Below are 13,715 nucleotides of genomic sequence, written 5' to 3' on the forward strand. Positions count from 1 at the left end.
GAGGCACAGGCGCAGACCGTGACGTCGATCACCGCCGCGGTCGACGAAACCGCATTGGCCGCCGACTCGATGTCCTCTACCGTCGCCGCCATCCGCAAGGATACCGAAACCGTCGCAGGAGAAATCGACGAGGTCAGCCGCGGCTTCGTCACGCTCGACGGGCGACTCGGCACGTTGAAGCTCAGTGCGGGCGATTTCGCCACGCACGTCGCCGCCTGACCTGGCTCCGACCGGAACATCGTACGCACCGACGGATTGAGGCTTTCCCGAGCCGGAGCCCGCCATGTCCACGACCGTCGCCGAACTGCTCGTCAAGACGCTGGCCGATATCGGCGTCCGCCAGGTTTTCGGGATCGTGGGCGATGCGCTCAATCCTTTCACCGACGCGATCCGCCAGCAATCGACGATCGAATGGATCGGCGTCCGTCATGAAGAGGGCGCGGCGCTCGCCGCCGCCGGACAGGCGAAGCTGACCGGACGGCTCGGCGTCTGTTGCGGTACGACGGGACCGGGCGGCAATCATCTGGTGCCGGGTCTGTACGAGGCGCGCAAGGATCATGCTCCGGTGCTTGCGATATAGGGCGGGGTTCCGTCGGCGCTGCGCGGTACGGATTATCTGCAGGAGGATTCGCCGGATCTGCTGTTCCGCGACGTCGCGGTCTATACGCAGGTGATCGGAGCGGCGGCGCAGGCACCCGGTGTCTTTCATCAGGCGATCGCGGCGGCCTATGGGCTGCGCGGGGTTGCGCACATCAATATCCCGCCCGACGTGTTTGCTGCAAAGGTCGGCACGGCGACGCCGAGCATTCCGACGTTGCGCCCCCGTCCGGAGGTCGCGCCTGCATCCGAGGATATTGCCGCCGCCGCCGCGCTGATCGCGGGGGCGGGCACGATCGCGCTGTTCTGCGGTGCCGGTGCACGCGGTGCGGAGGCGGAACTGGTCGCGCTGTCGGAACGGCTCAAGGCACCGCTGATGCATACGTACCGCGCGCAGGATCTATTGGCCTACACGCATCCCAGCTGGATCGGCGGCGTCGGGCTGATCGGCGGGCGGGCCGGGGTCGACGCCGTCAGGGATGCGGATCTGCTCCTGATGCTCGGCACCGATTACCCCTATGTCGATTTTCTGCCCAAGCACGGCAACGTCATCCAGGTCGACGAGCGCGCGCTCGCGATCGGGCGGCGGACACGGGTCGGGCTCGGTATCGTCGGGTCCGTGAAGCCGACACTCCGCATGCTGCTCGACCGGCTGGCGCAAAAGGACGACGGCGCGTTCCTGGCGGAGACGCAGGACAAGCGCACCACCTGGGATACGATGCTCGATGCCAAGGCGGATCCTTCGCGCAGCACCGGCATCATCCACCCGCAGGCCGTCGCGCGGGCGATCAGCGATGCGGCGGCGGATGACGCGATCGTCGTGACCGATACGGGCGAGGTGACCTTGTGGGCGGCCAATTGGCTGCGCCAGACCGGTCGGCAGCGGATCACGGGATCGTTCAACAATGCCGCAGTCGGCACCGGGCTCGGTCTCGCGATCGGGGCACAGTCGCTCGACCGCGATCGACAGGTCGTGGCGCATATCGGCGACGGCGGTTTCACGATGCTGGCCGGGGAATTCATGACGGCGGTCGAGCACAAGCTGCCGGTCAAGATCGTCGTCTACGACAACAGCCGCTGGGGCCTCGTCCATCTGGAGATGGAGGGGGCGGGGCTGCCCGCGACCGGCGGCAGCAGCTTTCCCAACATGGACTTCGCGGCGTTTGCCCGCGCGTGCGGCGCGGCCGGTTTCACCGCGCGCGATCCCGCGACGCTGTCGGCGACCGTCCGCGAATTCCTGGCATCTCCGGGGCCGGCGATCCTGCACGCCATCGTCGATCCCGACGAGTTGCCGGCAATGGCGCATATCGAACCGGGACAGGCGATCGGTTTCGGGATTGCCAAGGTGAAGGAAGCCTTCGCCGTGTTGCGCGGATGATGGCGTGGCGCCGGAAGGGCGATGCTCACGGGGCCATGGATCGCGCCGGGTCGATCGGCGTTCAGGTCGGCAGCATCATTTGATTACCGGGGATCGTCGGATCGTGACATCGCCTATCCTGGCCGACACCGTCTATCGATCGCTGTTTCAGGCGATCGACGCGGGCTTTTGCATCGTCGAAGTATTGTTCGATGAAACATGGCCGGTCGATTACCGGTTCATCGACACCAATGCGGCGTTCGAACGGCAGGCCGGTCTAGCGGACCCGAGGGGTCGACTGGCATCCGAGACGATGCCGGAACGCCATATCCACTGGCTCGACCTGTATGGCCGCGTCGCTATCACGGGAGAACCCTTGCATGTCGAGAGCCATTCCGACGACACGGGACGATGGTTCGACGTCCATGCGTTTCGGGTCGGCGAGCCCGAAGCGCGCCGGATCGCCGTCATCTTCGCGGACATCACCGCGCGCCGGCAGACCGACCTGGCGCTGGCCGACAGCGAAGAACATTTGCAGCAGGCGCTGTCGGCGGGGGGCGGCGTCGGGACATGGGACTGGCATATCCCGACCGACCGGGTCACCGCCGACGGGCGCTTCGCCCGGCTATACGGCGTCGATCCCGACATGGCGCGGGCAGGGGTGTCGATCGACACGTTCTTCGGCGGCATCCACCCCGATGATCGCCCCTATGTCGAAACCGCGATAGCGGAGGCGATGCGATCGGGCGGCACGTTCGCCGCCGAATACCGGCTCGTTCAGCCCGACGGCGATCACCGCTGGGTCCATGCACAGGGCCGCTGCATCCTCGATGCCGATGGCACGCCCGAACGTTTTCCAGGCGTCAGTTTCGACGTCAGCAATCGCAAGCGGGCGGAACGCGGGCAGGCGGCATTGCTCGAGCTTGCCGACCGGGTCCGCGACCTGATCGATCCGGCGACGATCCCCTATGTCGGATCGCAGGTGCTCGGCCACGCGCTGGGCGTTTCGCGCGTCGGTTACGGCGTTATCGACAAGGACGCCGAGACGATCACCGTCGAACGCGACTGGAACGCGCCCGGCGTCCGGTCGATCGCCGGCGTCCTGCAATTTCGCGATCACGGATCTTACATCGACGATCTGAAGGCCGGCACGACGGTGGCGATCGACGACGTCAGGCTGGACGCGCGGACCAGCGGCAACGCGTCGGTGCTGGAGGCGATCAGCGCACGGTCGTTCGTCAACATGCCGCTCGTCGAACAGGGCGGCCTGGTGGCGCTGCTGTTTGCCAATCACGATGGGCCGCGGCGTTGGCATCCGGACGAACTGGCCCTGATGCGTGAAGTGGCGGAACGGGTTCGCGGCGCGACCGAGCGCGTGCGGGCGGAACAGGCACGCCGCGAAAGCGAGGAGCAGTTCCGCGTCTTCGCGCAGGCGATGCCCAATCAGGTCTGGGCGGCGTATCCCGACGGCAACCTCTATTGGTTCAACGAACAGGTCTTCGCCTATGGGGACGAGACGTTGGAAGGATTGCGGGGCGTATCGGGCTGGATGCGGGTCATCCACCCCGACGATCAGGCGGTCGCCATACCTGCGTGGGCCCATTCGCTGGCGACGGGCGACGTTTACCAGGTGGAATTCCGCATCCGGCGCGCGGACGGTGTCTATCGCTGGTTTCTGGTTCGCGCCGAGCCGGTGCGGGGCGAAGACGGCACCATTCTCCGCTGGGTCGGCACCAATACCGACATCGACGAGAATCGTCGCCAGGCCGCCGAACTGGCCGCGCTGAACGAAACGCTCGAGACGCAGGTCGCCAGGCGGACGCAGGAATTGATGACCGCGGAGGAGGCGCTCCGCCAAAGCCAGAAGATGGAGGCGGTGGGACAGCTGACCGGTGGTCTGGCGCATGATTTCAACAATCTGCTGACCGGCATCAGCGGCAGCCTCGAGATGATCGGTATCCGCGTGCAGCAAGGGCGATACGCCGATCTCGAACGCTATGCGCTGGCGGCGCAAGGGGCAGCGAAGCGTGCGGCGTCGCTGACGCATCGGCTGCTGGCGTTCTCCCGGCGGCAGACGCTCGATCCCAAACCGACCGACGTGAATCGGCTGGTGGGCGGCATGGAGGACCTCGTCCGCCGGACGGTCGGGCCGGCGATCGAGGTCGAGGTCGTGACGGCGGGCGGGTTATGGCCGACGCTCGTCGATCCCAACCAGTTGGAGAACGCGCTGCTGAACCTCGCGATCAACGGTCGCGACGCGATGCCGGGCGGTGGGCGGTTGACGATCGAAACGGGCAATCGCTGGCTCGACGCGCGCACCGCGCGCGAACGCGACCTGGAGCCGGGGCAATATGTCTCGCTCTGCGTCTCGGACACCGGGACCGGCATGACGCCGGACATCATCGCGAAGGCTTTCGACCCGTTCTTCACTACGAAGCCGCTCGGCGAAGGGACCGGGCTCGGGCTTTCGATGATCTACGGCTTCGCGCGGCAATCGGGCGGGCAGGTGCGGATCTATTCCGAGGTCGGCGAAGGCGCGACCTTGTGCCTGTACCTGCCGCGCTTCTTCGGCGAGGCGATCGACGCGCAGGAGGGGGCAAACGCCGAACCGCCGAGAGCCGAGGCGGGCGAGACCGTGCTGGTCGTCGACGACGAGCCGACCGTTCGCATGCTGGTCGCAGAGATATTGGGCGAACTGGGCTATATGGCGATCGAGGCGGCGGACGGGGCGTCGGGTCTCGCGATCCTGCAATCCGGTCAGCGGATCGACCTGCTGGTGACCGATGTCGGACTACCGGGGGGAATGAACGGCCGACAGATGGCCGACGCCGCGCGATTGTCGCGGCCCGACCTCAAGATCCTCTTCATCACCGGCTATGCCGAGAACGCGGTCGTCGGGAACGGGCATCTTGACCCGGGCATGCACGTCATGACCAAGCCGTTCGCGATGGATGCGCTGGCGACGCGGATCCGCGCGCTCATCGCAGGTGCGTCAGGCTGATCGATGTTCGCGGCGGGCACCACGGGCGAAGACCGTCGGAGAAGGACTATCCGGGCATGACGACGACGACCGCACCGCTGGTTGCAGGTATCGAGCTTGGCGGCACCAAATGCATCTGCATTCTGGCGCGCGGACCCGACGAGATCGAGGCGGAGCAGCGCATTCCGACCACTCGCCCGGCGGAGACCCTGGCGGCGATCGAGGCCGTGCTCGACGGATGGCGGGGCTTTGCCGCGCTCGGCATCGCGAGCTTCGGGCCGATCGTGATCGATCACGCCTCGCCGCAATACGGGAAGATCAGCATAACCACGAAACCGGGCTGGTCCGGAACCGACATCGCGCGCCGGTTGGCCGCGCATAGCGGCGTGCCGACCGGGTTTCACACCGATGTCGTAGGCGCGGCGTTGGCGGAGGCGCGCTGGGGGGCGGGCAAAGGTCTGGCCGACCTGGCTTATGTGACGGTGGGTACGGGGATCGGCGTCGGGATGATCGCCGGCGGCATCCCCGTCGACGGGCTGACGCACGGCGAGCTGGGTCATATCCGCCCTGTGCAATTGCCCGGCGACGACTGGATCGGCAACTGCACCTTCCACGGGGCCTGTGTGGAAGGGCTGGCTTCGGGGCCGGCGATCGCGGCACGCACGGGGGTGGCCGCGCAGAACCTGCCCGCGGACCACCAGGCCTGGGACGGCGTCGCGCACGCGCTTGGTCAACTATGCCACACGCTCGTCATGACGGGCGTACCGCGGCGGATCGTGATGGGGGGCGGGGTGATGGTCGGTACGCCGCATCTGTTCCCCCGCGTTCGCGCCGCCATGACGAAAAGCCTGGGCGGCTATATCCCGCTGCCCGAGATCGCGCTGACCGAGAGCTATATCGTCCCGCCGGTGCTCGGTGGGCGGGCGGGGCCGCTCGGTGCGATCGTGCTTGGTACCCAAGCGCTTGGCCGGACGCTGGAGACGTCGTTCACCGCGTCCTGAGCGGACGCCGACCCCGAAGAGACACCCGACCGGCAATAGCCGGTAACCGCGCCTTAACCGTACCCGGCTACCTCATGGCGACCGAGTGGCAAGCTGGTTGCCGCGGAACGGACGGTGGCGCGATGCGGATTTTGATCGTCGATGACGAGCCGGCGATGCACGACAGCTACGCCCGCAGCTTCGCGTCGCAGCGCGGCGAAGGCGCGGATGCGCTCGATGCGATGGCCGCCGATCTGTTCGGCGACGACGATGCCGCGGACGATGCCGCGGATGTCCTTCCCGATTTCGCGCTGACGCATTGCAACCAGGGCCTGGACGCGGTCGCCGCGGTCGAGGCCGCGCTAGCGGCGGGCGATCCCTATTCGGTCGCGTTTATCGACATCCGCATGCCCCCCGGCATCGACGGCCGCGAGACCGCGAAGCGAATCCGCGCGCTCGACGGCCAGGTCAATCTGGTCATCGTCACCGGCTATTCGGATTTCTCGCCGATCGAGATCAGCAAGGTCGCCGGCCCGGCGGACAAGATCTTCTACATCGCCAAACCCTTCGAGGTCGCCGAGATACAGCAAACCGCCACCGCGCTCGCCAAGCGCTGGGAAGTCGACCGCGAACTCTCGAGCGCGCGCGCGCTGATGGCGCAGCAGATCGTCCAGCTGGAAGAGCAGGGCCTCGAACTCGCCGCGAACGAAAGCCGCGCGATCCATATCGCGATGCACGATTCGCTGACCGACGCGCCCAACCGGTTGTTCTTCCTGCGCGCGCTGACCGAACGGACCAAGCGCGATGGACTGTTCGCCACCGCGATGATCGATCTCGACCGGTTCAAGCTGGTCAACGATACGCTCGGGCATCTGGCGGGCGACGCGCTGATCCGGCAGATCGCTGAAATCCTGCAGCATTCGGCACCCGAGGGCGCGCTCGTCGCGCGGCTCGGCGGCGACGAATTCGGCGTGCTGTTCGACGCGCCCGGCGAACCGGCCGCGGAAATGGCATGCGACCGGATGGTCGCGGCCTGCTCGGTCAACCTAACAGTGTTCGGCAATGCGGTCCAGGCGGGCGCATCCGCCGGCATGGTCGTGGTCGACGGTGCGCAGGGCACAGATCCGATCGACGTGATGCGCCGCGCCGACCTCGCGCTCAACGACGCCAAGCGGCAGGGGCGGGGCATGACCCGGCTGTTCGACGAGAGCATGGACGAAGGCATCCGCTTCCGCCGCCGGATCGAAAGCGGGCTGGCGGGTTCGATCGAGAAGGGTGAACTCAGCCTCGTCTACCAGCCGATCGTCAAGCGCGACACGATCGAGATCGTGGGCTTCGAGGCGCTCGTGCGCTGGAACACGACGGAATATGGCCCGATCAGCCCCGCCGTCTTCATCCCCATCGCGGAGGAGACGAACATCATCCACGAACTGGGCGATTGGGTGCTGACCGAATCGCTGAAGGTGCTGGCGCGCTGGCCGGGGCAATATGTCTCGGTCAATTTCAGCCCGCGCCAGTTCCGCCGGACGAACTTCGTCGGCCATGTGATGGAAAGCGTGCAGCGTGCGGGCGTTTCGCCGTCGCGCGTGCAGATCGAGATCACCGAGACCGCAATCTTCGACGATGCCGAACGCGCCGCGGAGACGCTGTACAAGCTTCGCCAGATGGGCTTCCGTATCGCGCTCGACGATTTCGGGACGGGCTATTCCAGTCTCTACAACATTCGCAAATTCGCGCTCGACTCGCTCAAGATCGACCGCAGCTTCATCGACGGGATGGGCCGCGAGCGCGAGAGTGCGGCGATCGTTCATGCCATCATCCATCTCGGCCATGCGCTGGGGCTGGAGGTGATCGCGGAAGGCGTCGAGACCGCGGCGCAAGTCCAGTTGCTCCGGATCGCCGGTGCCAGCCATTTACAGGGGTATTTCTTCTCGCGCCCGGTGGCCGAGGACATCGCGTGTGGCCTCGCCGAACGGCGGTTCATCGGCGAGGATGCCAACGACGGTGCCGGCACGATCGAACTGGGCGACGGGACCAACGGCTGATGCCGATCGCAAAGGGCCGGTTGCAGCCGCTCGTCCGGCCGACCTCGCTTGGGGCCAAGCTGGTCGTCATCCTGACATTCGTCGGGCTGGCGGGCGCGCTCGGTATCACCCTGCTGCTCGCCATCGTCATCACACCAAGCTTCGCGAAGCTGGAGGACAAGGTGATCGCGGACAATGTGGACCGCACGCGCGCGGCATTGTCCGATTACGGTGCCAAGGTCGAGGGTGCGGTGCGCGACTATGGGGACTGGAACGACAGTTACGACTATATGGCGGCACCGGGCGCGAAGTTCGAACGCGACAGCTTTTCCAAGCTCGCGATGGCCAATCTGGGCGTGCAGGGCATGGCCTATGTGACACCCGAAGGACGCATCGTGATCGCCCGGTGGCTCGATGCCGCAACGGGCACGGAGAACCCCGCGTTACGCGCGGCGTTCCTGCGATCGATCGCGCTTACCGACCTGGCGCATGTCGTCGGTCGCGGCAGTTCGGCACGTTATTATGCCAAGCTGGGTTCGACGGTCGCCGCCATCGGTGTGGCGAAAATCCGCAAGTCGGATGGCAGCGGAACCGCACGCGGGCACGTCCTGATGGCGCGTATCCTGACGCCGCACCAGCTGTCCGCGCTGCTCCAGGTCAATGCACGGATCGCCCCGCCGATCGGCAGGAGCGACGCGGCGGCCCGCGGCGCATCGACGCTGGCGATCGCGGTGCCGATCCTGGGCGCGGATCGCCGGGCTGTCGCGAGCGCGCGGTTCAGCGTTCCGCGCGACGTTTCGCTCCTCGGCCGACGGATGCTGTTGCTTGCGATCGCCGGATCGACGCTGCTGCTGTTGATCGTGCTGATCGTGCTTCGCCGGATGATCGCAAGCCAGGTGCTGCAACCGCTGCACCGCGTCGAACGGCATATGCAGCGAGTCCGCGCGCTCGGTACGCTCGGCCCGCTCGACGAGGATGGCCGGCGCGACGAGATCGGGTCGCTCGGCCGCAGCTTCAACGCGATGCTGCTCCAATTGAACGATCTGCGCGGCCAGGTCGAGGTCCAGTCCTTCGCGCTTGGCCGAAGCGAAAGCGCGGTCGCAGTCATGCACAATGTCCGCAACGCGCTGAATCCGATTTCGACGATCCTTAGCCAGGGCGTCGCGCAAGGGCCGCCGGTCGATCGCACGATGCTGGACCGTGCCCTCGGCGAACTTGCGAAGGATGACGTCCCGGCGGCGCGTCGCGTGAAGCTCACCGCCTTCGTCGCCGCGGCGATCGAGGCGGAAGTCGCGACTCGCGCCGCGACCCGCGCCGAATTGCAGGTCGGACGCGAGGCGATGGCGCATGTGCTCGAGATCATCGGCCAGCAGCAAGCGCACGCGCATGAACGTCCGCCGCTGGAGGATTGCGACGTTGCCGAGATCGTCGCACGCAACGCCACCATTGCGCGCTATTCGGACAAGGCGTCGATCGCGTTCAGCTTCCCCGCACATCCGTGCCGCGCGTTGGCGAGCCGCGTGATCCTCAGTCAGGTGATCGGCAATCTGTTCGGTAACGCCGCGGAGGCGATCGCCGCCACGGGGACAGGCAGTGGGACGATATCGGTCACGATCGAATCCGATGCGAACGGCCATGTGATTATCGCGATCCGCGATGACGGCGAGGGTTTTTCATCGGATATCGGCAAGACATTGTTCCAACGCGGTTTCTCTACGCGCGCGCATAAATCGGGCGGATTGGGACTGCACTGGTGCGCAAATTCGATGACGGCGATGGATGGGGCACTGCGGCTGGAAAGCGAGGGCGAGGGCAAGGGCGCGGTCGCGATCCTGACGTTGAAAGCGGTCGAGCCGGTGGTGCTGGCGGACGCGGCGTAAGCCTTCGCCCGGCGTGCTTACGCCGCCCGCTCCCGCACCATCTCTTCGCGCAGATACGGCGCGACCATGTCCCGTTCACGAAACCACGCCTGGCGCTCGGCCGGCAGCGTTGCGAAGTCGCCGACCGTACCGCGGCATCCCGGCTGCCGGCACTGGCACGCCATCTGCCAGCCCGAGTCCTTCAACGTCGTCGAGTAATCCCACGCGATCTCCTCGCCCGGCGTTATGGCGCGCAACGCGATCAGCACCACGCCATGATCGGTAAAACGCAACCCCGCATTGGGCGCGCAGCTATGGTTGATCAGATCGTCGATCCGCCCCGACGGCCCCATATATTGATCGGTGGTGACTTGCAGGAACCGGTCCGCCGCGCCGCGCAAGGACCGCGGCAGCCGCGCGGCACGAACCCGCCGACCGGTGAAACGGACGATCTGCTCGCCCTCCGCGAACCGCTTTGCGGCGTAGACCGCCTTGCCCAGGTGCGTCTCGCGCACCGCGAACGGATTGCCCGGTAGATAGGCATCCAGGACCCGCAGCCCGCCGCGCCCGAACGCCAGCGACCGGACCGGGTTGATCGTCGCGAGCCCGACCATCAGCCATACGCTCGCATGACAGAGCAGTTCGACGAGAATATACGTATATTCCGCAATGCCCGATCCCTGCACCCGGGTAGCGACAAGCAACGTCGAGAGATCCGCGAGCGTCCATAACCCCCAGGCCGGCGATCGCTCGCGGGCCCGGTCCTGCCACACGCTCTGCCAGGTCGGCCAGAAGCTGACCGGCACCGCGACGACGACCAGCATATGCGCCCAGAACGCCTCGCGGAACACCAGCCACAACGCGATCGACCCGAGCGCGGCGGTCATGCACACGCCCTCCACCGGGGTCGGCGTGCGCCAGCGCGACCGGCGCCACATCGCCGCGGTAACGAGGACGCAGCACAAGGCCGAGAGGATGAAGACCCAGGCTTGCGGCGCGCCGGGGTTGACCGCGGCATAGGTCGCCGCCTCGACGCCCGTCGCCGCGCTCCAGATCAGCCAGGATGCGCGGTTGGGCTCGACCAGGTGGCGCGACAGACCGACGATATACACGCCGTAACCCAGCAGGCTCAATGCCACCGCGCCGATGAACCACGGTTCGATCGTCATGTCCCCCGCCCGAAAAGATGCCCTCGGATATGGTAAACGAATGTGGCGACTCCGTCCACGGGGTGTCGATGGCGTGTCAGAGCGGCAATCGCGGCTGCCGCTCGACAGGCTCCGCTGCACTGCCGAAACCCGACAGCGTCATGCCGAGCAGCCGCACCCCGCCCGGCACCGGCAGTTGCGCGCTCAGCAGCACATGTCCCGCATCGCCGAATACCGCACGCTCGCCCGTTGGAACGGCAAGCGAGCGCGCGCGCGTGATCGTGCGGAAATCCGCGTGGCGCAGTTTCAGCGTGATGGTCCGCCCCATGACACCCGCGCGCGCGATCCGCTCCCACGCCGCCTCGATCACCCGGTCGAGCCCGGCATGCAGGTCCTCTGGCGCGACCAGGTTGGTTTCGAACGTCCGCTCCGCACCCACGGACTTGGCGACGCGGTTGCTTCGCACGGGCCGGTCGTCCACGCCGCGCGCCGCCCGGAACAGATATCCGGCATAGGACCCGAAATGCGTCTCCAGCCATGGCAGCGACCGATCGCGCAAATCCGCCCCGGTCTCGATCCCCAGCGACGCCATCTTCGCCGCGGTGACCGGGCCCACACCGTGAAAGCGTTTGACCGGCAGGCTCGCGACGAACGCCGCGCCGCGGTCGGGCGGGATCACGCACATGCCGTCGGGCTTGTTCTGGTCCGAAGCCAGCTTGGCGATGAACTTGTTGTAGCTGACGCCGGCCGACGCGGTCAGTCCGGTATCGGCCGCGATCCGGGCGCGTATCTCCGCCGCGATCGCGCTGGCGGAGCCGAGCCCCCGGATATCGTCGGTGACATCCAGATACGCCTCGTCGAGCGACAGGGGTTCGACCAGCGACGCATAATCGGCAAAGATCGACCGGATTTGCCGCGACACGCTGCTGTACACGGCGAACCGCGGCCGGACGAACACCAGATCGGGGCACCGCCGGATCGCGGTCGACGACGGCATTGCGGATCGCACCCCGAACGCCCGCGCCTCGTAAGACGCCGCCGCCACGACCCCGCGCGCCCGCGACCCCCCGACCGCGACGGGCTTGCCCAGAAGCGCCGGATCGTCCCGCTGCTCCACCGATGCAAAGAATGCGTCCATATCGATATGGATGATCTTGCGCTGACGGGAAGGCGGGTCGTCCACGTCGCGCGGATAGCGCGATCGGCGGTCTTTTTCGAGCGATGGATGGTCGATGCAGCAGGAAGCCCGCCAGGCGATCCAAATCCGTCGGGTGTTGGGTTGGTGTTCCCAATAACTGCATACCGCTGCAATCGATTATTCCGCGGGTCGAACTGCCGATCAGAAGCTCAGGTTGACGCCGAAACCGCCATGCTCGCTGATGCCGATCGACTGGTTGGACATGGTCGCGTTGATGAACGTGTCGATCTTCAGCCGCCGCGAGACGCGGTAGCTCAGCCGCCCGCCCGGCTCGAAATAGGTGATCTCGTGCGCCGGAAGGGCATTCTGTCCGAACCCGTCGATCGTCGTCACGATGCTGTTGCGCGAGCCGAACGACCGGGAGACGCTGCCGTCGACGCCCAGTTCCAGCCGGTGGCCGAACAGATGCGAATATTGCGCGGACACGCCCGCCATGTTCACCTCGTTGATGCCGCGGCTATATTGCGCGTCGAACGGATTGCCCGGCCCCGGTGCCTCCGCATAGCTGTGCTGGATCTGCCAGCTATGGCCGTAGCTGATGGCGCCGGCCAGCTCGTCGCGTCTGGTCAGGCGCGATACCCAGCCCGCCCGGGCATAGACCGACATGTTCGTCGTCTTCGTCTGGCCGATGCCGGTCGCGGGGCCGGTCCCGGTCATGTACGGGCGCTGGTAGGTGGCGTGCTGATCGGGCGCGACCGCGCCGCCGAGCTCGAAATACGGGCGCGAGGCACCCATGGTCGACGGATCGTACCGCAGCCCGCCGGCGAAGGTGTAGGAGTTGGTGATGAAGGCACCCTTCTCCTCGTACCGGCCGACCGCGATGCCGAACAGGGCCGTGAGTTCGTTCGTGATCGCCTTGCGGCCATGCGCCGATACGCTGAGGCTGCCGAAGGTCGCGCCGGCACCGCCGCAATCGCCGCAGCTCACCTGCTCGTTCTTGCCGAGCAGCACCTGGCTGAACAGGTTCGCGGTGATGAGCTGTGCCTTCTGGCTCGCGGCGAGATTGTTCAGCGACTGGTTGAGCGCGTCGGTGGTGGTCACGAACATCGGCCCCGATGCCATGCCGAGCACCTGCGATCCGGTTCGCGCCTCGAACTGGGCGGCGCTGTCAAAGGCGCTGTTCGGCACCACGCTGGCACCCTGCGCGCACGCGCCGGCCGCGCTGGAATTGCACCAGTAATGGGTGCCGGAATACAGTCCCTGCTGAAACAGCAGATAATTCGTGCCTGCGGTGCTGTAGTTGAAGGACAGGTTCTGCGCGGTCGCCGACGTGGCACCGCCCTGGACGACCACCGAGCTGTTCGTGTTGGTGATATTGTACGTCGCGCCGACGCCGTTGAGCGCCAGGTTCCACGCGGTGATGTTGGTGGCCGCCAACGTCCCGGCGGTGCCGTCGGTCGTGATCTGGCCCGCCACCGATCCTTGGCCGATCTGCTGCTTGACGACGTAGGTGATCGACTGGGCGGAGGCGCTGCGGTCGAAGAGGGTCATCGCCGCCAGCGCCAGGCAACCGAGCGATATTATGCGCATGGATCGAATCCGTTCGAGCTTGTGTGTGGACGGGGTGCGGGA

At 66.6% G+C, this 13,715-nt stretch carries 9 protein-coding genes and 1 pseudogene; 7 read left to right on the plus strand and 3 right to left on the minus strand.

Annotation, left to right across the window (positions count from 1 at the left end):
* The 7 genes and pseudogenes from HUU99_RS04450 to HUU99_RS04475 form a co-directional block, all read left to right on the plus strand.
* Positions 1-219: pseudogene (locus tag HUU99_RS04450) on the plus strand (methyl-accepting chemotaxis protein); the annotation flags it as partial.
* Between the two features lie 64 nt (positions 220-283).
* Positions 284-580, plus strand: coding sequence for a thiamine pyrophosphate-binding protein (locus tag HUU99_RS15360; RefSeq protein WP_217430774.1), 297 nt, complete (start codon positions 284-286; stop codon positions 578-580).
* 90 nt (positions 581-670) lie between these two features.
* Positions 671-1,975, plus strand: a complete 1,305-nt coding sequence (locus tag HUU99_RS04455; protein ID WP_254602918.1) for a thiamine pyrophosphate-dependent enzyme — start codon at positions 671-673, stop codon at positions 1,973-1,975.
* 103 nt (positions 1,976-2,078) lie between these two features.
* The gene (locus HUU99_RS04460) at positions 2,079-4,955 is read left to right on the plus strand and encodes a PAS domain-containing protein (RefSeq protein ID WP_174285380.1); all 2,877 of its coding nucleotides are present in this window, start codon (positions 2,079-2,081) and stop codon (positions 4,953-4,955) included.
* A 56-nt stretch (positions 4,956-5,011) separates the two neighbouring features.
* Positions 5,012-5,935, plus strand: a complete 924-nt coding sequence (locus HUU99_RS04465) for an ROK family protein (protein WP_174285381.1) — start codon at positions 5,012-5,014, stop codon at positions 5,933-5,935.
* A gap of 122 nt (positions 5,936-6,057) precedes the next feature.
* Positions 6,058-7,959: an EAL domain-containing protein gene (locus tag HUU99_RS04470; RefSeq protein WP_174285382.1), complete on the plus strand. Its 1,902-nt coding sequence runs from the start codon at positions 6,058-6,060 to the stop codon at positions 7,957-7,959.
* Positions 7,959-9,818 (plus strand): CHASE4 domain-containing protein, encoded by a 1,860-nt coding sequence (locus tag HUU99_RS04475; protein WP_174285383.1) that lies wholly within the window; start codon positions 7,959-7,961, stop codon positions 9,816-9,818. The genes HUU99_RS04470 and HUU99_RS04475 overlap by 1 nt, the downstream gene beginning before the upstream one ends.
* 17 nt (positions 9,819-9,835) lie before the next feature.
* Here HUU99_RS04475 and HUU99_RS04480 read toward each other — a convergent pair whose 3' ends face one another.
* The 3 genes from HUU99_RS04480 to HUU99_RS04490 all read right to left on the minus strand — a co-directional run bounded on the left by HUU99_RS04480 (position 9,836) and on the right by HUU99_RS04490 (position 13,673).
* Entirely contained in the window at positions 9,836-10,966 is a 1,131-nt protein-coding gene (locus HUU99_RS04480; RefSeq protein ID WP_174285384.1) for an SET domain-containing protein, read from the minus strand.
* 76 nt (positions 10,967-11,042) lie between these two features.
* Positions 11,043-12,128: a DNA polymerase IV gene (dinB, locus tag HUU99_RS04485; RefSeq protein ID WP_302479969.1), complete on the minus strand. Its 1,086-nt coding sequence runs from the start codon at positions 12,126-12,128 to the stop codon at positions 11,043-11,045.
* 156 nt (positions 12,129-12,284) lie between these two features.
* Positions 12,285-13,673 carry a hypothetical protein gene (locus HUU99_RS04490; protein WP_174285385.1) on the minus strand — a complete coding sequence of 463 codons (1,389 nt, stop codon included), beginning with the start codon at positions 13,671-13,673 and terminating at the stop codon, positions 12,285-12,287.
* Positions 13,674-13,715: the final 42 nt, after the last annotated feature.

This window comes from Sphingomonas bacterium, assembly GCF_903642285.1.
Taxonomy (GTDB): Bacteria; Pseudomonadota; Alphaproteobacteria; order Sphingomonadales; family Sphingomonadaceae; genus Sphingomonas.